Raw genomic sequence first — 22578 nt, 5'->3', positions numbered from 1 at the left:
GTGGGGAGACGAGCGCCTGGTCAGCGCCCTTGCGCCGTGAGAAGCACATCGAGCCGGGGGTAGACGCGTCGCGCGTTGCCCTCGAAGACGGCGTGCCGCGTCTCGTCGTCCAGGCCGAGCGCGTCGATGTAGCGCTTGGTGTCGTCGAAGGGGTGTCCGGTCTCGGGGTCCACCGCGCGCACCGCGCCGAGGAGCTCGGACCCGAAGATCAGGTTCTTCGGGTCGATCACCGTGAACAGGGCCTCGATGCCCGCCTGGTGGTAGACGCAGGTGTCGAAGAACAGGTTGTGCATCAGATGCTCGGACAGCGGAGGCTTGCCGAGCGTGATCGACAGGCCCCGGTAGCGGCCCCAGTGGTACGGAGCCGCACCGCCGCCGTGCGGGATGATCAGCCGCAGCGTGGGATGCCGCTCGAAGAGGTCGCCCTCGATCAACTGCATGAACACGGCGGTGTCGGCGGCGAGGTAGTGCGCCCCCGTCGTGTGCAGGGCGCGTGCGCAGGAGCCGGAGACATGGATCATGGCCGGCACGTCCAGCCGGGTCATGGTCTCCCACAGCGGATCCCACCAGCGGTCGTAGATCGGCGGTGCCGACCAGTGTCCGCCCGAGGGGTCCGGGTTGAGGTTGCACCCGATGAAGCCGTGTCCCACGCAGCGCTCCAGCTCCTCGATCACGGGCTCCAGGTCACCGTCGACCGTCTGGGGCAACTGGCACACGGCGGCGAAGTTCCGCGGGAAGAGCTCGCAGATGCGCCGGACCGTGTCATTCGAGAGCCGGGCCCATTCCGTGGCGATGTCCTGACCCGGGACGTGATGGCCCATGCCCGACGCACGCGGCGACAGGATCGTCAGGTCCGAGCCTCGTTCCTGCTGCACCCGGAGCTGGTTCTGGGCGACGATCCGCTGGAGTTCGTCATCGTCGATCCCGGAGTAGGCGGGTCGTTCCTGTGATCGCCCTTCGGCGAAGGCGATCTGAGCCTTGCGGAAGGCGTGGAACTCCGGGGGTTCGGTCGTGAAGTGGCCATGGCAGTCGATGGCCAGGCTGCTCACGCGTCCCATGTCGCCGGAACATCCGTGACGCCGCGGAAACGCCATCCCTTGGCCTGCAGCTCGCGGCTGTCGTCCAGCCGCAGGTTCGGCAGCTGCCGGAAGACCTCCTCGAGGGCGATCTGGCCCATCGCCCGCGAGAGGGCGTGACCCGAGCAGAAATGCGGCCGGAAGCCGAAGGACAGGTGCGGACGCTTCTTGCGGAACATGTCGAACCGATCGGGATTGTCGAAGCGGCTCGCGTCCCGGTTCGCCGAGGCCATGACGATGGCGACCGAGGCTCCGGCCGGGATGGTCGTGCCGGCCACGACGACGTCCTCGGCGGCGACCCGTGGCGTGACCCCGATCGGGGCGATCCAGCGCAGGCCCTCGTCGAACGCGCGGAGCGCGTGCTCCGCCGGGTCCGCGGCGGCCACCTTCGCCTGGTCGGGGTTCAGCAGCAGGCCCGCGCAGGCGTTCGCGGCGGCGTGGCCGGGCTCCTGGAGACCGCCCAGAATGATCACCTTCATCGTGGGCAGGATCTCGTCGAGACTGCGCACCTGCCCCTCGGGCAGGCCGCCGCGCATCACGTGGCTCATCAGAGTGTGGTCGGGCCTGGCGAGCGCCCGTTCGTAGAGCGCCCCGAGCTGCGTCTCGATCTCGGCCAGGGCTCGGTCGAGCCGATCCCATACGGCCTGGTCGTCGCTCACGTTCTGCAGGCCCGCCGCCATCGCGTGGAACCACTCGACCAGAGTGTCGTTCGGGGTGTCCGTGAGGCCGATGACGTTGCCGATGCAGCGGACCGAGATCGGCTCGAAGAGGTCGGCGGTGAGATTCGCCGCGCCTCTGGGTTTCAACCGGGCGAGATAGTCCTCCACGACCGGGCGCGTGAGCATTTCCACGTAACCCCGGACCGCCTCCTGGGTCAGGTTGTCGTCGATGCCCGCACGCAGCAGTTGATGTTCGTCGCCGCTCATGCTCAGCACGTTCGGCATGCCCATGACGCGCGCCTCCGGCCGGTCGGGGCTGCCGGACGGGCCGAACACGCGATCGTTCGAACCCACCGCGCGACAGTCCTCGAAACGCGTGACGAGGAATTCCTTGGTGCCTTCGAAAAAGGCCACCGGCGATTCCTCGCGCAGGCGGGCGTACACCGGATAGGGATCCCGGTACAGGTTCTCGCCCGTCAGCTCCGATACAGACATGTCCTCTTCCTCAATTCAGTCTTGACGGGAAGGTCGGATTGAGTCGGCGGTCGCGAACCGTCACGGCGAGCCGCACGGCCAATCATTGGGAAACCAGCCAGACTTTGGATACTGGACAGTATGTAACACGCTTTGCGATGTCAATACCTCGTCGCGCCTCGCCCTGAGACCGGCGCCGCGAGGCGTCGAGAGCCGTCCGACCTGCGGTGACGCATCGAGGTGGGCGCTCACCCGGCCGGCACTCCCATGGACATCCCCGGCGACCGCCGCGTGGCAGGCGTGTTTCGCCGGGATGAACGGGTTGTTGACACCCGCCACCAGCAGCAGATACCGTCCGGAATCCAGATCCTGTACAGGATGTCACAGTGCCGTCAGCACAGCCGCCTGTGCCACGGCCCTCGTTACTCCGGACTCGCCCCGGACCGTCCCCCGTCTCACGAAGAAGTGAGACGACAGTGAACGACACCGCCCTCGAAGTGCTCGCGCCTCGGACCCGATGGTCCGTGAGGCCGCGGCGACCGAGGACGCCGTCCACGTCGCGGACGCGAAGGTCGACGAGTCGATGGACAGCGGGCACCACCGGTGCTCGCCCTGATCGGCGACCTCACGCAGACAAGGACGGTGCCGACGATGACCGATCCACCACCCGACATCGCGTTGCGCGTCGGCACCCTGGGAGTCAGCTTCCAGGGGGTCCGAGCGCTCCAGGACGTCTCCTTCTCGATCCCCTCGGGCGGCGTCTCCGCGGTGATCGGACCGAACGGAGCGGGCAAGACCACGCTCCTGAACTGCATCAGCGGGGTCGTCCGCCATGAGGGCACGGTCGAACTCGAAGGTCGTGACCTGAGCCGGCTGCACGCCGACCGGCGCGCGGCGCTCGGCGTTGCGCGCACCTTCCAGACACCGCTGCTCGTGCCGGACCTGACCGCGCTCGACAACGTCATGCTGGGCGCGCACCCGAAGGTACGCGGAGGGCTGATCGGATCGATCCTGCGGCTGCCCGCGATGAGGTCGGACGAGACCTCGATGCGTGCGCGGGCATGCGAGCTGCTGTCGCGCCTCGGTGTCTCCCGAGCGGACGTGCGCCGCGTCAGCAGCCTGGCCCACGGGGACCGGCGACGGGTCGAGGTCGCCAGGGCCCTGCTCGCCGAGCCCCGGCTGCTGCTGCTCGACGAACCGGCCGCGGGACTCGGCGCAGACGAAGCGTCCGAGCTGCTCGACGACGTCGGGGAGTTCGGGGCGGCGGTCGGCATGACGTGCGTCCTCGTCGAGCACGACGTGGGCCTCGTGATGCGGGTGTCGCGCCACGTGGTCGTCCTCGACGCGGGACGTCTTCTGGTCGCCGGGCCCCCCGCCGAGGTAGCGGCCGATCCGCAGGTCGTCGCCGCCTACCTCGGCGATGACTGGGCGGAGGTGGAGGCATGAGTACGGGACTGCTCGAGACCAGGCGGCTCGTCGCGCGCTACGGGTCGGTCGAGGTCCTTCACGGGATCGACCTCGGCATCGCCCCGGGCGAGATCGTCGTGCTTCTGGGGCCCAACGGAGCCGGCAAGACGACGCTGCTGCGGGCCATCTCCCGGGTGGTGTCGACGCGTGGCGAGATCATCCTCAGCGGGATGAGCATCGCCGGCTGGAGCGGCGCACGCACCGCCCGCGCCGGCGTCGGCCACGTACCCGAGGGCCGGGGCACCTTCGCCGACCTCACCGTGGAGGAGAACCTGCGGCTCGGCGGCCTCGCCCGTCCGAAAGGACGGCGTTCGACCGCGCGCGAGGACCTCACCCAGGTGTATGCGACGTTCCCGGTGCTGGCGGACATGCGACGGCGGGCCGCGGGGCTCCTGTCGGGCGGGCAGCAGCAGATGCTCGCGATCGGACGAGCACTGATGGCGCGCCCACAGTTGCTGCTCATCGACGAGCCGTCACTGGGCCTGGCGCCCATGGTGACCCAGCAGCTCTTCGAGACCCTGGCCGGGATCAGGGGCGAGTGGTCCATATCGCTGCTGATCGCCGAGCAGAACGCACGACTCTCCCTGCGCATCGCCGACCGCGCCGTCGTCCTGGCGGGCGGCCGGGTCGCCGCCGCCGGTCCCACGGCGGACTTCAGCGACGGCGACGTGATCAGGCGTGCCTATCTGGGAGATGCGGCCGGCGATCCGGAAGAGGACGAGAAATGACCGAACTGCTCCAGCAGCTGCTGGACGGACTGAGCACAGGGCTCGTGTACGGCATGCTCGCGCTCGCGCTGAGCGTCGTCTTCCAGGGCACGGGGATGCTCAACTTCTCCCAGGGGGAGATGGCCACACTGTCGGCCTACGTGACGTTGATCCTGACCCAAGCGGGCGTGGGCTTCTGGGTGGCCCTCCCCCTCACGGTTGCCCTGTCCGCGGGCGGTGGGGCGCTCATCGAGAGGGTGCTGGTCCGCCGCCTGGAGGGCGCCGGCGAACTCCCTCTGCTCACGCTGAGCGTCGCGCTGCTCCTCGGCCTGAACGCCCTCATGTCGATCATCTGGACGACCGACCCGCGAACCTTCCCCAGCCCGTTCGGGAAAGGGCTGATCGAGTTCGCGGGCCTGCACATGACGGTCCAGCAGGCCGGGTCGCTGATCACGCTGCTCGCCGTCATGGCCGCGACGGCGCTGCTGTTCAACCGGACCAGTGTCGGACTGCGGCTCCGCGCGGTGGCGCAGAATCCCGCCTCGGCCACACTCCTCGGCCAGCACCAGGGCCTGTGGCTCATGGTGGGGTGGGCCGTCGCCGCCGCGGTCGGCGCGTTCGCCGCGGTCGTGGCCGCGCCGGTCCTCACGCTCTCGCCGGGGATGATGACCTTCCCCCTCCTCCTGGCGCTGGCCGCCGGCACGCTCGGCGGGCTGTCCAGCCGCGTGGGGGCGGTCGTCGGGGGCATCCTGATCGGCATCACCGACAACCTGGCCAGCCGGTACGTGCCCGGGCTGGACAGGGATCTCGCGATCATCGCGCCCTTCGCCCTCACCGCCCTCATCGTGATGCTGCGGCCGGCGGGACTCTTCGGCAGGACCAGGACGGTGAGGGTATGACCACGAACCTGCGCTGGGCCGTGCCCCTCGGCTGGACCGCCGCACTCGTGATCGGTGCCGTCCTCCCCTTCCTCGTCTCCGACTACGACCTGCTGGACCTCACACGCATGCTCGCCATCGCGATGGCGGTCGCCGGGCTGAACCTCCTGCTGGGGCATTCCGGCCAGATCAGCGTCGGTCACGGCGCCATCTTCGGGCTGGGCGGTTATGCGGCGATCATTCTCGTGGCCACGTACGGGTGGCCGTGGTGGTCCGCGGTCCTCCTCGGCGGCGCCGTGTGCCTGGCCCTCGGCCTGCTGCTCGGCGTGCTCGGCCTCACCATGGGCGGGGCCAACCTCGGGCTGCTCACGATCGCCGTGGCGGCGATCTTCCCGCTGCTCCTCATCCGGCTCAAGCCGATCACGGGCGGGACCTTCGGCATCTTCATGGCGCACTCCCCGATCGAGCCACCGGCCTGGAGTGGACTCACCGAGGCTCAGTTCGGTTTCCTCGTGTGCCTCGTCGCGCTCGCCCTGACTCTCCTCGTGCTGCGCAACCTGGTCACCGGCCGGCTCGGCCGGGCGTTCGCGGCCGTCCGGACGAGCGCACTCCTGGCGGCCGCGAACGGGGTCAACGTCAACCGCACGAAGCTCATGGCCTTCGCCGTCAGCGCGGCGGTCGCCGGGACAGGGGGCGCGTTCTACGCGCTCGTCGCGGCGATCGCCGTACCGGACAGCTATCTCGTGCCTTTCTCGATCACGCTGCTCGCGGCGAGCGTCGTCGGCGGCAGCAGGACCTGGGCCGGCGCCCTCGTCGGCGCGGCGACCGTGATCTATCTCCCCAAGCTCGCCGAGACCGTCGTCGGCGCCGAGTTCGCGGGCAACTGGTCCCAGCTCGTCTACGCCTGCGCCCTCGTCCTGACCCTCATCGTCGCGCCGTCCGGCCTCGTCGGTGACCTCTCGCGCCTGGCACGTCGCGCCACCGGGTCCCAGGGAGACGTGCCTCCAGTGCGCGGATCCCATACGCGCCGTGCCGACCAGGGAGCGCCCGACAAGCAGATGTCCGACCTCACGTAAGCCCCCCACCGAGAGGATTCCCATGGTGCGCTACAGAAGTAAGAAGGTCATGGCCGTGGCCATGACGATGTTGGCGGTCGTTCTGGCGGGATGCTCCGGGCGCGCGGCATCCTCCCAAGGCGCGGTGGACGGCAGCGGCGACATCGTCATCCGGGCCAGCTACCCGCTCAGCGGCCCTCTGGCGTCGGCGGGCGCCTCGGCCTCCGGGGCCAAGGCGTACTTCGATGCCGTGAACGCCGCCGGAGGCGTCGACGGGCGAAAGATCGACTTCAAGGTCGTCGACGACGCTTTCGACCCCGCACGCATGGTGTCCAACAACAGGCAGTTCGCCGAGCGCGACAAGGCGACGGTCGTCGTCAACTTCGGCGGGATCTCGGTTGCCGCGCGGCCTCCGCTCAACGCGGCGCACGTCGCCCAGATCGTGCAGGGGGGAGAGAAGGAGCTGAGCGACGTCCAGAGCTTCCCCTACACGCGCGCGTTCGTGCCGGACATCGCCTGGGAGGGTGAGCTCCAGGGGCAGTACATCGCGAAGAACCTCCCCAAGGCCGTCGTCGGTTTCCTGGGATTCAACAACGCATTCGCCGAGAGCCAGCTCGCCGGACTCGCCGCGGCCGGCATCACCCCCGTGAAGGCCATACGGATCCCGCCGGGTCAGGGGGACCTGACGTCCCAGGTCACGGAGCTCAAGGCCGCAGGCGTCAACGTGCTGGTCGTGACCCATGGCCCGCCGACCATCGGCGCGCTGCTGTCCCACATGGGCCAGATCAAGTACAAGCCGACGATCTTCATTGGCAGCCCGTACGCCGACTTCGCCAGCACGGTCAATCCCGCCGGCGCGGAGAACGTCGTCAAGGCTCTCTCCTACCAGTGGTTCAAGGATCCCCAGAACCCCGCCCTGAGCGACGACAAGGCGCTGGCACAGTACCGGGCCGACATGGCGAAATACGCGCCGTCCGCGGACGCCGGCCAGACCTTCGCTCTCACCGGCTACGGGCTGGCGGCAGCCATCGTTTCAGCCCTCCGCTCGGCAGAGGAGATCAGCAGCGACGGCTTCCTCTCCGCGTGGGACTCGCTTTCCCAGGAGGAGAACCCCCTGCTCATCAATCAAGCTTCGCTCACCGGCAAAAAGGACGGCCGGCTGGTTCACCAATATCAGCTGCACGAGTTCGACGGGAAGAGCTGGGTGGCGCGCGACTCCGTCATCGATGTCTCCAAGGCCGGCATCGCCGGCTGAATCGAGCTGCGCGTCCGGGCCCACGCTGTGGGCCCGGACGGACGGCAGGAGCGGTTGCCGCAATAGTCTGCCTTCGGTGAAGGAGGAGCGGTACACCCGCGCGCAACACACGAACAACCGAACGGATGTGGAGTACCAATGGCTCGGCTGACGCGAGAGCAGAAGCAGGCACTCACGCGGGAGAAGCTTCTTCTCTCGGCGCTGGACGTCGTCGCACGCGACGGCTATGACGGCGCCTCGGTCGAACGCATTGCCGAAGAGGCCGGCTTCTCGAAGGGCGCCTTCTATTCCAACTTCTCCTCGAAGGAGGAGATCCTGCTGGAGTTGCTCGAAGGGAATGCCGGCCGGGACGTCCACGAGCTCTCCGAGCTGCTTCGCGAGGTCACGGATCCTGACGAGGTGATCGAGATCGTCGCCCGGTGGAGTGACTCCCGTGCGAGCGAGCAGAAGTGGGGCATCATCGCCATCGAGTTCATGCGCCGTGCGCAGCGCGACGGCACCCTGAGCGATCGCCACCGTCAGCTCTTCGTGAGTCAATGGGAGCAGGCCGGCGCGCTCCTGCAGAGCAAGCTCCTGCCCGGCGGCGAGCCGGGCATCAGCGCGCTCGACCTCGGCGGGATCGTCCTGGAGCTCACCTACGGCGGCATCTCGAGCTTCCTCAAGGCCAACACGTCGGGCCGGATGATCCGGCACGTGCTCAACGCGCTCCGGAACGCGGCCCACGTGACGCACTCCGGGTGAGGACCGTACGCATGCGTGACGACGGTCCCTGCCACCGCTCGTCGCGGTGACGTCCGGACACCCGCCACATCCTCTCCCCCTGACATCCAGGCGATGACCGCCTGCGAGTAGTACCCGTTTCCTTCACCCCTTCAGGAGTTCAGCCATGGACATCGCCTTTCGGCTTGCCTGCATCGCAATCGGCCTGCCCTTCGTCTGGCTCGGCTACGAGGCCGTCACCGCACCCGGCGCACGCGTCGCGATGGCGGCCAAGCTCCGCATCCCCCGCCCGGAGATCGCCGTGCGATTCAACGGTGTCGCGATGGTCGCGGGCGGCATCGGCGTCGCCACCGGCGTGCTGTGGCAGGCCGCAGCGGTCGGGCTGGTGATCTCACTGATCCCGACGACGCTCGCCGGTCATGCGTTCTGGGCCGAGACCGATCCTCAGGCACGCAAGGCCAACCGCATCCAGTTCCTCAAGAACCTCGGGCTCATGGGTGGCCTCCTCGCGGTGGCGCTCGCCCCGTACGTCAACGGTTGAGCGGTCGGCGAGGGGAACCGTCCGACGAAGCCCTTGTGGGCTGACGCCTGCCTGCCTCACCGCGCTGCGGGGGCCCACCTGCCGTACGTGCCGACCAGCGTGCCCGAGGCAAGCACCTTCCCCTCGGTCGCGCGCCGGAACTCGGCGGCGGAGGAGCCGTCGGCCAGTCCGGTCGAAGCGGGCATGGCGTAAAGGCGGAAGAAGTAGCGGTGCGGAGCATCGCCGGGCGGCGGGTGCGGACCACCGTACCCCTGCGTGCCGAAGTCGTTGCGGCCGACGGTGAAAGCTTTCAGCTCGTCACCCGCTTCCAGACCGGAGGCGTCCGGCGGGATGCCGGCGACCAGCCAATGGGTGAAGGTGCCGCCCGGGGCGTCGGGGTCCTCGCACACGAGCACCAGCTCGGCCGCCTCGTCCGGCACGCCGGCCCACTCCAGCGCGGGTGAGACGTCGCCGGCTTCGTGGGAGTACTCGCGCGGGATCATCGCGTGATCATTGAATGCGCTGCTACGCAGCGTTATTCCAGCCATGCCCACCCGCTGCCCCACGAGCAAAGTTCGACACCCCCGCAAGCGGGGTGAGCGGACCACGCCCATGGGGCCTCAGCTGCGTGGTTCTTTGGTCCGTCGTTCGAAGCTGGTGTGCCCGTTCGGGCACTTGGGGATCTTGTCCCCTTTCTTCACATGCACCTTCTCGCTGCACTTCGCGCAGTGGAAGTCGCCGGTCTCCGCCGAGCTGCGTCAGGGCAGTTGCCGCAGACCGGCGGCGGAGAGCAGATAGGCCGGGGCCACGGTGGCGGCATCCGCGGTCAGTAGCTCGGCCACGGCGGCGCCGGCGCCCTCGGGGGTCAGCGGCTCTCCCAGCTCCCGGACGTACTCCTCTTCGGGCACGCCGGCACGCGCCGCGTACGCCTGCACGGCGGGCCGGCCCAGTGCGGTCAGCGGCGTGAGCCGGGGCAGCACGGCGGTGAAGGTGATGCCGAGGCCGGCACGCTCGGCCTCGTCCCGCGCGTATGCGGTCATCAGACGCTGAGTGGCCTTGGCTCCGGCGTACCCGCCGCTGAGCGGCGACCCGGCCAGCGCGGCGCCACTGCTGACCACGACCACCCGACTGCCGGGGCTCAAGGGCCGGAGCAGGGCCTCGCGCAACCAGTGGAACGCGATCTGGACGTCGGCGTGCCAGTTGACCGAGAACGTCTCCCACGTCTGCTCGTGCAGCGGACGTATGAGCGGGCCGGCGCCGGCCACCAGGACGACGGCGGCCGGTTCATAGCGGTCGAGGAGACGCTTGGCCGTCGCGGCGTCGGCGGCGTCCGCGACCTCGGTTCGGATGTCCGAACGGGCGGGAAGGTGATCGGACCGGCTGAGCGCGATCACCGGGGAGCCGGCGTCGGCGATCGCGCCGGCGATCCCGCGTCCCAGCCCTCGGCTCGCGCCGACAACAAGAGTGGTCTTACCCGACAAGTCGCTCACGATGCTTCGTCCTCCTTTTCCTCTGTGGTCGTGATCAGCGCGGAGACTCGAGCAACGCCGCGTTCTCGCGCTCGAGCGCCTTGACCGCGCCGACGGGCCAGCTCGGCGCCAAAGACGCCGACATGGGGTCAGGGAAGATCTCCTCCTCGCCGCCGGCCACGCCGTCGAAGATCGCCTGTGCCACCGACTCCGGAGCGGCCTTCGGTACGTCGAAGCCGCGGGACATCTCGGTGTCGACGGGTCCTGCCAGCACGGCGTGCACCCGGACACCCCGCGAAGCGAGCAATGCGCGCAGGGACTGGGTGAGCGAGAACGCCGCGGCCTTGGAGATCGAGTACGCGGGGGTCAGCGGCAGGGATGCGAGGGCCGCGACCGACAACACGTTGGCGACGGCGCCGCGCGAGCGGGTCAACTGCGGCAGGAACGCCTGGGTGACGGCGTACGGACCGAAGAGGTTGACCGCCAAGTGCCGCTCCAGCACCGCCCGGTCACCGAGGTCGTCGTAGGCCGCCAGCCCGGCGTTGTTGACCAGGACGTCGAGCGCATCGACGCGTTCGGCGGCCGCCTGGATCTGCGCGCCGTCGGTCACGTCGAGCATCAGTGGGGTGACGCGTCCGTCGGGATGGGGCGAGGGCTGCCGCATCCCGGCGTAGACCCGCTCGGCGCCTCTGCGCAAGGCCTCATCGACCAGCGCGCGTCCGAGGCCTCGGTTGGCGCCGGTCACGAGGACGGTCCTGTTCGCGATGGTGTTCGACATGGTGGGGTTCTCCGTTCGGTTCTGACGGTGCGGGCTTGCACCACAGACAGACACTGCGGGCCGGCGGAAACTGGGCGGGCCCGTGGCGACCAGTTCAGGCGGCCGGCGGTGTCGGTACCGAGCGGAGAATGACGACGGAGGTGATCCATGTCGGCCGAACTGCTCCAGCGGGCACGGGAGGGTGACCGTGACGCGTTCACGGCGCTGATCGAGCCACATCGCGGCGAGCTGCAGGCGCACTGCTACCGCATGCTCGGGTCGTTGCAGGACGCCGAGGACGCGCTGCAGGACGCGTTGCTCTCGGCGTGGGCCGGCCTGGGCGGGTTCGAAGGGCGATCGTCCATCTGCACGTGGCTGTTTCGCATCGTCACCAACCGATGCCTCAACGTGCTGCGGACGTCAGGGCGTCGGCGGGTGGCGGCTGCGCAGCCCGCGATTCCACCGCCGGAGCCTTCCGGGATGGGCGAGGTGCTGTGGCTGCAGCCGTATCCGGATGTCCTGCTCGACGGCCTGCCCGATCAGGCGCCGGGACCGGAGGCACGGTACGAGTCCCGCGAGGCGATCTCGCTGGCGTTCGTGACCGCCGTTCAACTGCTGCCGCCGAACCAGCGCGCGGTGTTGCTCCTGCGTGACGTGCTCGGCTACCGGGCGAGCGAGACCGCCGAGCTGCTCGGGCTGACCGAGGACGCCGTCACCAGTGCGCTCAAGCGCGCCCGGGCGACGATGGACGCGGCCCGCACCCCCGAGCGGCCGTCACCGCCACCCGTCGGCGGGCCGGAGGAGCAGGCGCTGGTGGACCGCTTCGTCACGGCCTTCACCGAGCACGACGTGGATGCGCTCATCGCGTTGATGACCGATGACGTGTGGGTGCGGATGCCGCCCCTGCCCTTCGAGTACCGGGGCACCGAGGCGGTCCACCGGTTCTTCACCGCGATCGACGCGCACCGGCGAGGGATCGCCAGGATGGTGCCGGTCCGGGCGAACGGCCAGCCTGCGTGGGGCGAGTACGTCCGCGACCCGGTGACCGGTGCCCTGCGCGTCACGGGGGTCCTCGTGGCAGGCTTCGCCGGCGACCGGATCTGCGAGCTCACGCATTTCGAGACGACGATCGCAGCGCACCTCGGCCTGCCCCGGACACTCGACCAGGACTCCGGCCTTCGCGGCTCGAGTGCCGATCCCGGCGGACGCGCCGCACTGTGAAAACGTCATACGATCCGTCCCGGAAAGGAAGGTGATCGAGGGCACATGCGAGCGCCCGGCGCCCCGTTGTGGGGAGTGACCCCTGAGCAGGCCGCGACGCTGAGCGCGGTCGTGGACACGATCGTCCCCGCCGACGAGTACCCGAGCGGCACCGAGGCCGGTGTGCTCGATTATCTGGAGGGGCGGTTCGACCTGCGCGCGTACTATGCGGCGGGCCTCGACGCCGTAGAGGCCGAGGCGCGCGGGAGGTACGGCGCGCGTTTCCCCGTGCTCTCGTACGAGCGTCGCGAGGAGCTGCTGCGGGGCGTGGAATCCGGCGACACTCGCACGCCGTGGCCGTTCGACCCGGTGGTGTTCGTCAACACGGTGGTGGGGCACGTCATGGAGGGCTTCTACGGCGATCCGGACAACGGCGGCAACCGCGACGCCGTCTCCTGGCGGATGATCGGGTTCGAGGTGAGCGATTGATCGGGCGAGAGGGACGCGGCTGATGCGGGCGGACGCGGTCGTGATCGGATCGGGCGCGGGTGGCGGGGTCGCCGCCGCGATCCTCGCCGAGGCCGGCAAGCAGGTGGTCGTGCTGGAACGCGGCCGCGACCTCACGTACGAGCAGATCGGCCGCGACCATCTGCGCAATCACCGCTTCACCCGCTATTCCCACCGCTCCGGCCCGGACTACGAGGACGGCCCGCGGGTCTTCGTCGACGCGGCGGGCGGCGAGCATGTGGTGCGGCCGCACGAGCCGGGTTTCCACGGCAACGCCACGCTGGTCGGCGGCGGTACGCGGCTCTACGGGGCCCAGGCGTGGCGGTTCCTGCCCGCCGACTTCGCCATGGCGGGCACGTACGGCGTCCCCGAGGGGAGCAGTCTCGCCGACTGGCCCATCGGCTACGACGACCTCGCGCCCTTCTACGAACGGGCCGAGTGGGAGATCGGGGTCTGCGGCGACCACCAGGCGAGCAGCCGTCACTGGAAGCGCGCCAGGCCGTACCCCATGCCCCCGCTTCCGGAGGGCCCGCAGGCCAGAGCCCTGCGCGGGGGCGCGGCCGCCCTCGGCTGGGAGGTGCTGCCGGTGCCCCTGCTGATCAACTCGGTGCCGTACGCCGGACGGGCGGCGTGCACCCGCTGCCGGCACTGTGTCGGCTTCGCCTGCCGGGTGGAGGCGAAGAACGGCTCGCACAACACGGTGCTACGCCGCGCGCTCGCCACCGGCCGCGCCCGGCTGCTGCCGGAGGCGGTGGCCGAACGAATCGAATGCGATCCCGCGGGCCGGGTCACCGGCGTCCGCTGGGTGGACCGGTCAGGGGCGCGCCACGTCGTCGAGGCCGAGGTCGTCGTCTGCGCGGCCGGTGCGATCGAGACGGCGCGGCTGCTCCAGAACTCACGGACGCGGCGCGAGCCGTACGGGCTGGGCAACAACCACGATCAGGTGGGGCGGCACGTGCAAGGTCACGCCTACGCCTGGGCTCTGGGCGAGATGCCGGAGCCCGTGTACGACGGGCTCGGGCCCGGCGTCTCGCTGGCGACACTCGACGTCGCGCACCACAACGACGGCGTCATCGGCGGGGCGATGCTCGCCGACGAGTTCACCGTGCTGCCGATCACCTTCTGGGCCGGCAATCTGCCTCCTGACCTGCCCCGCTGGGGCATGGAGAACAAGCGGTACATCCGGGAGAAGTACCGCCACGTCATGCGGGTGGGCGGTCCGGTCCAGGAAATCCCCAGCCCGCACGCGAGGACGCGACTCGACCCCCACGTACGCGACCGGTGGGGCATCCCTGTCGCCCGCCTGTCCGGCACGACACATCCGGAGACCGTGCGTACCGCGGCCTACATTGCCGGCCGGGCCCGTGCCTGGCTGCTCGCCTCGGGCGCGCGGCGGACGTGGACGCAGCCGGCTCCCCTGGCCCTGTACGCGGGTCAGCACCAGTCGGGAACGTGCCGGATGGGCGATGACGAACTGACGTCGGTCGTGGACCGGTGGGGCCGTGTCCACGGCCACGACAACCTCTATGTCATGGACGCCTCCGTGCACGTCACCAACGGCGCCGTCAATCCCGTGCTGACGATCATGGCCCTGGCGTTTCGCGCGGCCGAGCATGTCTGCGCCGAGTGGTGACGCCGAGCACCTCAGATGCTCTGGCGGACGGGGCGCAGCAGACGGGCGATCAGCACCGGCATGGCCACCACGACGGCGAGATGGCGATGCTGGTCCCCAGACCGCCATCAGAGGCACCGCCAGTGTCCGCTGCCGATGGCCGCGTGGTCGTCGTTATTCGCGGTTTCTCTGATCTCGCTCAGGTACCAGCGCAGCTCTGCCAAGGCGGCGCATTGTCGCTCTCCGTAATGAGAGGCGGCACGTCAAACGATCTTCTTCCGAGACCGCACGCTCACCCTGACGGAACAGCGACGGAACAGGACGCTAAATGGTCTCCAAAAACATGCTTCGAAGATCGGACATTTTCAGCGAACCTCCAGGCCGGTGACCGCACGGCCGATGATCAACCGCTGGATCTCTGATGTTCCCTCGAAAATGGTGAAGATCTTGGCGTCTCGGTGGAAACGCTCCACCGGATGGTCTCTCGTATACCCGGCGCCGCCCAGGATCTGGATCGCCTGCTCTGTCACCCACACCGCCGTCTCCCCCGCCACCAGCTTCGACATCGACCCCTCCGCCTGCTCGAACTGCCGGCCCTGGCGGGCCATCCAGGCCGCGCGCCAGGTCAGGAGGCGGGCGACGTCCACGCGGGTGGCCATGTCGGCGAGGAGGAAGGCGATCGCCTGGTTCTCGCCGATCTTGCGGCCGAATTGTTCACGCTCGCGGGCGTAGTCCCTGGCGTACTCGAAGGCCGCCCGGGCGATGCCCACGGCCATGGCGGCGACCGACGGGCGGGTGGTCTCGAACGTCCGCATGGCCGACTGCTCGCCGGCCCGTTCGCCGTTGCGTACGCGGGCCAGCCGGGCGTCGAGCCGGTCCTTGCCGCCGAGCAGGCAGGAGCCGGGGATGCGGACGTCGTCCAGGATCACCTCGGCCGTGTGGGAGGCGCGGATGCCGTGCTTGCGGAACTTCTGGCCCATGGACAGGCCCGGCGTGCCCGGGGGGATGACGAAGGAGGCCTGGCCACGGGTGCCGAGGGACGGCTCGACGGAGGCGACGACCACGTGGACGTCGGCGATGCCGCCGTTCGTGGCCCAGGTCTTGACGCCGTTCAGCACCCAGTCACCCCGGTCGTGGACGGCGCGGGTGCGGATCGAGCCGATGTCGGAGCCGGCGTCGGGCTCGGAGGCGCAGAAGGCGCCCAGCTTGACGTCGTTCTCGGAGCCGAACATCTGCGGGAGCCACTCCCCCATCTGCTCCGGGGTGCCGTTCGAGGACAGGGCGGCGGCGGCCAGGCCGGTGCCGACGATGGACAGGCCGATGCCCGCGTCGCCCCAGAAGATCTCCTCGAACGCCACAGGCAGACCGAGCCCGCTCTCCTCGAACCACTGGGTGGCGAAGAAGTCCAAGGAGTACAGGCCGATCTTGGCGGCTTCCTGGATGACCGGCCAGGGGGTCTCCTCGCGCTCGTCCCATTCGGCGCCGGCGGGGCGGATCACGTCGCGGGCGAACGCGTGCACCCAGTCGCGCACTTGGATCACGTCGTCACTGAGCTCCGGGCAGAACCCGCTCATGCGCTGCACTCCTCACCTCGGCCGCACCGTTACCGCTGGTAACACCTTACCGATCGGTAGCCTCGGCTGGAATGCCTCCCCGCCTGCTGGACCATTCAGGCCGGCAGGGTGATCATGGGGGGGCGTTCCGAGATCCGGACGTCGCGGTTCAGGACGTCGTGCCCGCAACAGCCGCGCCGGAACTGGGCCAGGCGTAGCGACGGTTCGTGAAATGCCTGGATTTTGCCTTGGCGTTGCAGGCGGGACCAGGCGGCCAGCATGATCTGGGACGCCATGCCGCCGAGCGCCTCGGTCGACTGCGGGGCGTGCTCCCGCGACCCCAGGTCCACCTGCGCGAAGGCGTCCAGCCCGGCCAGGTCGAGCAAGTCGATCAGCAGGCCCAGTTCGACGCCGTACCCGGTGAGGAAGGGGACGCGTTCGAGCGCTGAGCGGCGGCCGGCGTACTCACCTGCCAGCGGCTGCACGAAGCCGGCCAGCATCGGCCAGTGCAGGTTGATGAGCGGGCGCGCGACCAGTTCGGTGACGCGGCCGCCGCCGTTCGGCGCGCCGTTCAGCGGGCGGTCGTAGCAGCCCTTGACGTAGCCGACGGTGGGGTCGGCGAGCAGCGGCCCGAGCACCCCGCAGATCAGCGAGGCGCGAAATCCTCTGATGTCGGCGTCGGCGAACACCAGCACGTCACCGCCGGTGACCGCCAGCGACTTCCACAGGGCCTCGCCCTTGCCGTCCAGCGGCTCGAGCTCCGGCAGGATCTCGTCCTGGGCGTGCACCCGGGCTCCGGCACGCGTGGCCACCCGAGCGGTGTCGTCACAGGAGCGCGAGTCGATGACCACGATCTCGTCGACGAGCCCGTCCAGCTCGCGCCGGATGACGCGGACGATGTCGCCGATGGTCTCTCGTTCGTCGCGGGCTGGGAGCACCACGCTGACGGTGGTGTCCCCTTTGGCGGCCACCAGGTCCCGGACCGGCCAGTCCCCGGCAGACGAAGTACGGCGCCGCAACCATCCGGATACTTCTGGAAGCATGCGACACCTCCCCCCGAATCCCCCAACTTGTCCCCATTCCCGTCAGTGGGCAAGTTATGTGCTGGCCGCGTGGCGCTCCAGGAAGGTGTACACGTCCGCCTCGTCAACGCCGGGGAACGACCCGGGCGGCAGCGCGGCCAGGACGTGGGAGTTGGCACGGGCCGACGGCCAGGCGTACCCCTCCCAGCGTTCGGCCAGCTCGGTGGGCGGGCGGCGGCAGCAGTCGCCGCCCGGGCAGTTGGACTTGGTGCGGTTGGTGGTCTCGCGGCCGCGGAACCACCGCGACTCCTTGAACGGCACCCCCAGCGTGATGGCGAAGTCCCGCTCGCGGGACGGATCCACGTGCGCCACGCAGAAGTAGGTCCCGGTGGGCGAGTCGGAGTATTGGTAGTAGACGGAGAACCGGTCCGGAGAGGCGAACACCTGCCGCCCCGACCACTGCAGGCACATCCGCTGGCCCTCGATGGCGCCCTGCTCGTCGGCGGGGAACTCGATGCCGTCGTTCTCGTAGGCCTTGTAGATGGTGCCGCCGGCGTCATTGCGCACGAAGTGGCAGACGAGGCCCAGGTGGTGGGTGGCGAGGTTGGTGAAGCGGTGCGCGGCCATCTCGTACGACACCGCGAACACGTCCCGGAGGTCCTCCACCGACAGCGCCCGGTCGCTCTTGGCCTCCTGCAGGTAGAGCGTGGCGGCCCGCTCGGGGACGAGGACGGCGGCGGCGAAGTAGTTGGCCTCGGTGCGCTGGCGCAGGAAGTCGGCGAAGTCGCGGGGCTTGTCGTGGCCGAGCGCCAGGTGGCCGAGCGTCTGGAGCAGGATCGTGCGCGGGGTGTGCATGCCGAGCTGCTCGTGCTTGACGTAGATGCGACGGTGGCGCAGGTCGGTGATGGAGCGTACGGAGCGGGGAAGGTCCTGCGCGGTGTGCACGGTGTAGCCGAAATGCGTCACCAGACTCTGGACCGTGCTCTGGGACAACGCGCCGGTGCGGTAGCCGACCGCGTCGAGCGCCTTGGCGGCGGCCTCCTCGATCTCGGGGAAGTAGTTGCCCACCTCGCGCTGGCGCCGCCGCAGCTCGGCGTTGGCCGCCCGGGCCTCCTCGGGGGTGGCGGTGCCGCGGGCCTGCCGGGCACGCAGCTCGCCGTAGAGCCCGAGGATGTGCTCCAGCACGTCGTTGGGCACGCGGGCGGAGACCTTCAGCCGCGGCAGCCCGAGCCCGGCGTAAACGGGGTCGCGCTGCGCCTCCTCCAGGGCGATCTCGAGCTGGGCGCGGCGGTTGGGCGGCTGGCGGCGCAGCAGCTCCTCGATGGGCACGCCGAGCGCGGAGGCCAGCGCCTTGAGCAGTGACAGCTTGGGCTCGCGCTTGCCGTTTTCCAGCAGCGACAGCTGGCTCGGCGCCCTGCTCACGCGCGAGCCCAGGTCGGACAGGGTCATGCCGCGCTGTTTGCGCAGGTGGCGCAGGCGCTGGCCAAACGCGATGAGATCCAGCTCTTGCGTCAAAGACAGCGGTTCTTCACCCAGCAAGGACGCCATGGCCCGATCTTAGACAGAAATTCGGTCCATCTTCTAGCCCCCGCGCCACATCGTCCGCCACAGTGCGATTGGTCTAGGCCAACGGTAAAACTCGCGATTTCTTCTCCTTCAAATACCCGTCAGTAATGGACAGGTTCAGAATTTTTGCGAATCTTCTCAGCCGCTCTGCCTATTGGCCGAGCCGTCCCGGGCACGAGACTCGGCGTAAGCACCCAGGGGACGACAAAGGAGTGAACGATGAACGATCGCCTCAAGGGAGCTGCTGAGCAGCTGCGGGACGAGTGGGACAACGACCCTCGATGGGAGGGCGTCGAGCGCACCTACAGCGCCGAAGACGTGATCAGGTTGCGCGGCAGCGTCCAGGAGGAGCACACGCTGGCCCGGCTCGGCGCCGAGCGGCTGTGGAACCTCCTGCACACCGAGGACTACGTCCACGCCCTCGGCGCGCTGACCGGCAACCAGGCCGTGCAGCAGGTGAAGGCCGGCCTGAAGGCGATCTACCTGTCCGGCTGGCAGGTCGCGGCGGACGCGAACCTGGGCGGGCAGACCTACCCGGACCAGAGCCTGTACCCGGCCAACTCCGTGCCGGCCGTCGTGCGCCGCATCAACAACGCGCTGCTGCGCGCCGACCAGATCACCTGGTCGGAAGGCATTGAGGCGCCGCACTGGCTCGCGCCGATCGTGGCCGACGCCGAAGCCGGGTTCGGCGGCGTGCTCAACGCGTTCGAGCTCATGAAGGGCATGATCGCGGCCGGTGCCGCGGGCGTGCACTGGGAGGACCAGCTCGCCTCCGAGAAGAAGTGCGGCCACCTGGGCGGCAAGGTGCTCATCCCGACCGGCCAGCACATCAAGACCCTGAACGCCGCCCGCCTCGCCGCCGACGTCTGCGGCGTCCCTTCACTGATCATCGCGCGGACCGACGCCCAGGCCGCGACGCTCCTGACCAGTGACGTGGACCCGCGCGACCAGCAGTTCACCACCGGCGAGCGCACCGCCGAGGGCTTCTACCGGGTCAGGAACGGCATCCAGGCGTGCGTCGCGCGCGGCCTGGCCTACGCGCCGCACTCCGACCTGCTCTGGATGGAGACCGGCACGCCCGACCTGGACGTGGCGCGCGAGTTCGCCGAGGCGATCAAGGCCGAGTACCCGGACCAGATGCTCGCCTACAACTGCTCGCCCTCGTTCAACTGGAAGAAGCACCTGGACGACTCGACGATCGCCAAGTTCCAGCGGGAGCTCGGGCACATGGGGTACACGTTCCAGTTCATCACCCTCGCCGGGTTCCACTCCCTGAACCACGGCATGTTCGACCTCGCCCAGGGGTACGCGAACGACGGCATGACGGCGTACGTCGAGCTGCAGGAGGCCGAGTTCGCGGCCGAGTCGCGCGGCTACACCGCGACGCGGCACCAGCGCGAGGTCGGCACCGGCTACTTCGACCTGGTCAGCACGGCAGTGGCGCCCGACTCCTCGACCACCGCCCTCAAGGGCTCGACGGAAGAGGAGCAGTTCACGCACTGACCCCCTGATCTCGCCGGCCACCTCCAGGGCATGGGATGGTTCCCCGGCGACGGCCGCGTCAGTCTCCCCCCAGCGACTGGCGCGGCCCCCTTACGCGACGCGGCGGAGTCAGCCGGCGATCGCGGCGGCTTCCTCGGCCTCGACCTGGCTGTTCCAGTCGCGCTTGGCGGCGCGCCACCCCTCGTCGTCCACCCCGGCCCGCCAGTAGCCGGAGATCGACAGGCGATCCATCGAGATCCCCCGCTCCAGGCGCAGGTGGCGACGGAGCTGCTTGACGAAACCGGCCTCGCCGTGCACGAACGCGTGCACGTTCCCGTCCGGGAACTCCAGCTCGCACACGGTCCGCACCAGAACCTCACCCACCGGCCGGTCACCCCGGTACAGCCACGTGATCCTGGCGTCCGCGGCCGTGTCCAGCTTCAGCTCGTCCTCCGGCCCGTCCACCTCCACCAGGACGTGCGCGAGCACCCCGTCGGGCAGCGCCTCGAGCGAGGCCGCGATGGCCGGCAGCGCGCTCTCGTCACCCACCAGCAGATGCCAATCCGCCGCCGGATCCGGCGCGTAGCCGCCGCCGGGCCCCAGCAGGAGCACGACGTCACCCGGCGCGGCACGATCCGCCCACGGCCCGGCCACGCCCTCGTCGCCGTGGACCACGAAGTCAAGGGTCAGCTCGCGGACGTCCGGGTCCCAGGCGCGCACGGTGTAGGTGCGCAGCCGCGGCCACAGCTCGCGCGGCATGGTCTCACGGCAGGCCTTCACGCTGAACGGCTGGGGATAGTCGACATCCTCGTAGGGGAAGACGACCTTCACGTAGTGGTCGGTCAGGCCCGAGGTGGCGAAGTCGGCCAGCCCGTCGCCGCCGACCACGATGCGGACCATATGCGGGGAGAGCCGCTCGGTTCGCAGGACGACACCCCGATGATGGTCCGTGGGCTTTTCAGCCATAGAGAAACATCCCCCTGACAGAGTTAGGCATGCCTAACCTTATACTCTGTCCCGCCGACCCTGCCAGTGGGGGGCCGGATCTCCGTCGCGGTCAGGCGGCCGCCGTGTCGTCCGCCGCCGCGGCGGGGCCCGCTCCCACCGCGGACAAGAACAGCGCCATGTGCTGGAATGCCAGCCGCGCCTCGGGCAACACGTCCGCCAAAATAGGGAACGCATGCGGCATGCGCCGCCATTCCTCATACCTGACGAGCACCCCGCCGCTCCGTGCCCGCTCGGCCACCCGCCGCGCCTCGTCGCGGAGCACCTCGGTGGAGCCGGTCACGATCATGAGCGGCGGCAGTCCGGTGAAGTCGCCGTGCACCGGCGAGACCAGCGGGTCGTGCGGATCCAGCCCGGAGGTCCACCGGCGCGCCAGCCACCCCACCCGGCTGGCCGGCAGCAGCGGGTCCTCCCAGCGATTCGCCCGGCGCGGGATGTCGGTCAGGTCCGCCCACGGCGACAGGCAGATCGCGGCCGCGGGCAACGGTAGCCCCCGGTCACGCAGCGCCAGCAGCGTCACCAGCGTCAGATGGCCGCCGGCGGAGTCGCCCGCGAGGACGATGTCCTCGGGGGCGTAGCCGTGCCGCAGTAGGCAGTCGTAGGCGTCCAGCGCGTCGGCCAGCGAGTCCGCCAGCTTGTGGACCGGGCCCTGGCGATAGTCGAGCGCCAGCACCGGCCGCCTGGACACCACCGACAGCCGCCAGGTGATGGATCGGTGCGTGCGCGGCGAGCCGGAGAAATAGCCGCCCCCGTGGAAGTACAACAAGGCCTTGCTTTCATCCAGGCCCTCGCCGCCGCGTACCCACTCCCCGCCGCAGTCCGGGAAGGCGGCGGACGTGATGGACACGTGCGCCGGGTGCGGCACCTGCACCAGCCGTGCGAGCCTGCCGATGCGGGCCGCCCCCACCAGCGCGAGCGGATGGCGCATCAAGAGACTGGACGCCGGCTTCAACGTTCCGCGCATCAGGCTGATCAGTGCGCGGGCCTGCCAGCTCAAGGGGTATTGAGGAGACACATCCCCGTCGATCCGCATAATGACCCTCCGAAGAGTGTCATTCCCCAAAAAGCCGAATCCTACCAGCCAGTAAGTATCTCATCGCTTACACGGACATTTCGGCAATGTGTCACGCTGGTGGGCATGGCGGGATATTCGGGGACACCGCTGCCGCGCAAGCTCGGCGTCAAGCCCGGGCACCGGGTGCTGGCGATCGCCGCCCCCGACGGCCTCGACCTGGGAGAACCCGGCGCGGACGTGCACCGGTCCGCCGATCGGGACCCCTACGACGTCATCCTCGTCTTCTGCGCCGACTTCGCCGCGCTGCACGAGGCCTTCCCCGGCGCCATGGCCCGCCTGACCAAGAACGGCGGCCTCTGGGTCTGCTGGCCCAAGCGCGCCAGCAAGATCCCGACGGACCTGTCCGAGAATCCCATCCGGGACTACGGCCTGTCCATGGGGCTGGTCGACAACAAGGTCGCCGCCATCGACGCGACCTGGTCGGGCCTGCGCTTCGTTTATCGCGTTGCGGACCGCTGACGCTCCGACGGATAATTCCATGCTTTCCGTCGGCAGACCCGCGCACGGGTCCGGACACGG

General features: G+C 69.6%; 22 protein-coding genes and 1 pseudogene. 12 read left to right on the top strand and 11 right to left on the bottom strand.

The features are described from left to right. Nucleotides 1-20 precede the first annotated feature (20 nt). On the bottom strand, nucleotides 21-1049 hold the full coding sequence (locus tag ACTWQA_RS03855; protein ID WP_443157907.1) for an amidohydrolase family protein: 1029 nt from the start codon (nucleotides 1047-1049) through the stop codon (nucleotides 21-23). After that, a complete protein-coding gene (locus ACTWQA_RS03850; protein WP_443157906.1) occupies nucleotides 1046-2230 on the bottom strand; it encodes a cytochrome P450 in 1185 nt (394 codons plus the stop codon). The genes ACTWQA_RS03855 and ACTWQA_RS03850 overlap by 4 nt, the downstream gene beginning before the upstream one ends. Nucleotides 2231-2860: 630 nt before the next feature. Here ACTWQA_RS03850 and ACTWQA_RS03845 point away from each other — a divergent pair. The 7 genes from ACTWQA_RS03845 to ACTWQA_RS03815 all read left to right on the top strand — a co-directional run bounded on the left by ACTWQA_RS03845 (nucleotide 2861) and on the right by ACTWQA_RS03815 (nucleotide 8832). Further along, entirely contained in the window at nucleotides 2861-3655 is a 795-nt protein-coding gene (locus ACTWQA_RS03845; protein ID WP_443157905.1) for an ABC transporter ATP-binding protein, read from the top strand. Continuing rightward, on the top strand, nucleotides 3652-4404 hold the full coding sequence (locus ACTWQA_RS03840) for an ABC transporter ATP-binding protein (protein WP_443157904.1): 753 nt from the start codon (nucleotides 3652-3654) through the stop codon (nucleotides 4402-4404). Before ACTWQA_RS03845 ends, ACTWQA_RS03840 begins: the two co-directional genes overlap by 4 nt. Beyond that, complete coding sequence (locus ACTWQA_RS03835; RefSeq protein WP_443157903.1) at nucleotides 4401-5282, top strand: branched-chain amino acid ABC transporter permease; 882 nt, start codon at nucleotides 4401-4403, stop codon at nucleotides 5280-5282. Before ACTWQA_RS03840 ends, ACTWQA_RS03835 begins: the two co-directional genes overlap by 4 nt. After that, entirely contained in the window at nucleotides 5279-6337 is a 1059-nt protein-coding gene (locus ACTWQA_RS03830) for a branched-chain amino acid ABC transporter permease (RefSeq protein WP_443157902.1), read from the top strand. The genes ACTWQA_RS03835 and ACTWQA_RS03830 overlap by 4 nt, the downstream gene beginning before the upstream one ends. 22 nt (nucleotides 6338-6359) lie before the next feature. Next, complete coding sequence (locus ACTWQA_RS03825; RefSeq protein ID WP_443157901.1) at nucleotides 6360-7571, top strand: ABC transporter substrate-binding protein; 1212 nt, start codon at nucleotides 6360-6362, stop codon at nucleotides 7569-7571. 138 nt (nucleotides 7572-7709) lie between these two features. Continuing rightward, nucleotides 7710-8312 carry a TetR/AcrR family transcriptional regulator gene (locus tag ACTWQA_RS03820; protein ID WP_443157900.1) on the top strand — a complete coding sequence of 201 codons (603 nt, stop codon included), beginning with the start codon at nucleotides 7710-7712 and terminating at the stop codon, nucleotides 8310-8312. Between the two features lie 145 nt (nucleotides 8313-8457). Further along, entirely contained in the window at nucleotides 8458-8832 is a 375-nt protein-coding gene (locus ACTWQA_RS03815) for a DoxX family protein (protein ID WP_443157899.1), read from the top strand. A 56-nt stretch (nucleotides 8833-8888) separates the two neighbouring features. Here the strand turns inward: ACTWQA_RS03815 and ACTWQA_RS03810 are convergent, their stop codons facing one another. The 4 genes and pseudogenes from ACTWQA_RS03810 to ACTWQA_RS03795 form a co-directional block, all read right to left on the bottom strand. Further along, nucleotides 8889-9314 (bottom strand): YbhB/YbcL family Raf kinase inhibitor-like protein, encoded by a 426-nt coding sequence (locus ACTWQA_RS03810; RefSeq protein WP_443157898.1) that lies wholly within the window; start codon nucleotides 9312-9314, stop codon nucleotides 8889-8891. Between the two features lie 117 nt (nucleotides 9315-9431). Beyond that, nucleotides 9432-9545 (bottom strand): annotated as a pseudogene (locus ACTWQA_RS03805) (hypothetical protein); the annotation flags it as partial. A gap of 24 nt (nucleotides 9546-9569) precedes the next feature. Continuing rightward, nucleotides 9570-10301, bottom strand: coding sequence for an SDR family oxidoreductase (locus tag ACTWQA_RS03800; RefSeq protein ID WP_443157897.1), 732 nt, complete (start codon nucleotides 10299-10301; stop codon nucleotides 9570-9572). 34 nt (nucleotides 10302-10335) lie between these two features. Then, nucleotides 10336-11058: an SDR family NAD(P)-dependent oxidoreductase gene (locus ACTWQA_RS03795; protein WP_305917858.1), complete on the bottom strand. Its 723-nt coding sequence runs from the start codon at nucleotides 11056-11058 to the stop codon at nucleotides 10336-10338. 147 nt (nucleotides 11059-11205) lie between these two features. On the opposite strand from ACTWQA_RS03795, the gene ACTWQA_RS03790 reads away from it, so the two are divergent. Genes ACTWQA_RS03790 through ACTWQA_RS03780 form a run of 3 tightly spaced genes read left to right on the top strand, consistent with a single transcriptional unit; the run spans nucleotide 11206 to nucleotide 14377 of the window. Next, nucleotides 11206-12258: an RNA polymerase subunit sigma-70 gene (locus ACTWQA_RS03790; RefSeq protein ID WP_443157896.1), complete on the top strand. Its 1053-nt coding sequence runs from the start codon at nucleotides 11206-11208 to the stop codon at nucleotides 12256-12258. 45 nt (nucleotides 12259-12303) lie between these two features. Then, nucleotides 12304-12726, top strand: a complete 423-nt coding sequence (locus tag ACTWQA_RS03785) for a gluconate 2-dehydrogenase subunit 3 family protein (protein ID WP_327582621.1) — start codon at nucleotides 12304-12306, stop codon at nucleotides 12724-12726. A 22-nt stretch (nucleotides 12727-12748) separates the two neighbouring features. Then, nucleotides 12749-14377 (top strand): GMC oxidoreductase, encoded by a 1629-nt coding sequence (locus ACTWQA_RS03780; RefSeq protein WP_443157895.1) that lies wholly within the window; start codon nucleotides 12749-12751, stop codon nucleotides 14375-14377. Nucleotides 14378-14721: 344 nt separating this feature from the next. Here the strand turns inward: ACTWQA_RS03780 and ACTWQA_RS03775 are convergent, their stop codons facing one another. The 3 genes from ACTWQA_RS03775 to ACTWQA_RS03765 form a co-directional block, all read right to left on the bottom strand. Further along, nucleotides 14722-15930 (bottom strand): acyl-CoA dehydrogenase family protein, encoded by a 1209-nt coding sequence (locus ACTWQA_RS03775; RefSeq protein ID WP_443157894.1) that lies wholly within the window; start codon nucleotides 15928-15930, stop codon nucleotides 14722-14724. Between the two features lie 95 nt (nucleotides 15931-16025). Then, nucleotides 16026-16952, bottom strand: coding sequence for a glucosyl-3-phosphoglycerate synthase (locus tag ACTWQA_RS03770; RefSeq protein ID WP_443157893.1), 927 nt, complete (start codon nucleotides 16950-16952; stop codon nucleotides 16026-16028). A gap of 54 nt (nucleotides 16953-17006) precedes the next feature. Next, nucleotides 17007-18479, bottom strand: coding sequence for a helix-turn-helix domain-containing protein (locus ACTWQA_RS03765; protein WP_443157892.1), 1473 nt, complete (start codon nucleotides 18477-18479; stop codon nucleotides 17007-17009). Nucleotides 18480-18716: 237 nt separating this feature from the next. On the opposite strand from ACTWQA_RS03765, the gene aceA reads away from it, so the two are divergent. Then, nucleotides 18717-20000 (top strand): isocitrate lyase, encoded by a 1284-nt coding sequence (gene aceA / locus ACTWQA_RS03760; RefSeq protein ID WP_443157891.1) that lies wholly within the window; start codon nucleotides 18717-18719, stop codon nucleotides 19998-20000. A 108-nt stretch (nucleotides 20001-20108) separates the two neighbouring features. On the opposite strand, the gene ACTWQA_RS03755 is transcribed toward aceA, so the two are convergent. Then, nucleotides 20109-20945: a siderophore-interacting protein gene (locus ACTWQA_RS03755; RefSeq protein ID WP_443157890.1), complete on the bottom strand. Its 837-nt coding sequence runs from the start codon at nucleotides 20943-20945 to the stop codon at nucleotides 20109-20111. Between the two features lie 91 nt (nucleotides 20946-21036). Continuing rightward, nucleotides 21037-21912 (bottom strand): alpha/beta hydrolase, encoded by an 876-nt coding sequence (locus ACTWQA_RS03750; protein ID WP_443157889.1) that lies wholly within the window; start codon nucleotides 21910-21912, stop codon nucleotides 21037-21039. A 210-nt stretch (nucleotides 21913-22122) separates the two neighbouring features. Here ACTWQA_RS03750 and ACTWQA_RS03745 point away from each other — a divergent pair, with 210 nt between their 5' ends. Next, the gene (locus ACTWQA_RS03745) at nucleotides 22123-22518 is read left to right on the top strand and encodes a hypothetical protein (RefSeq protein ID WP_327582637.1); all 396 of its coding nucleotides are present in this window, start codon (nucleotides 22123-22125) and stop codon (nucleotides 22516-22518) included. Nucleotides 22519-22578: the final 60 nt, after the last annotated feature.

Origin of the sequence: Nonomuraea sp. 10N515B, from assembly GCF_052245915.1 — a bacterium.
In the GTDB taxonomy this organism is placed as follows: Bacteria; Actinomycetota; Actinomycetes; order Streptosporangiales; family Streptosporangiaceae; genus Nonomuraea.
This window is presented reverse-complemented; position numbering and strand designations above follow the sequence as displayed.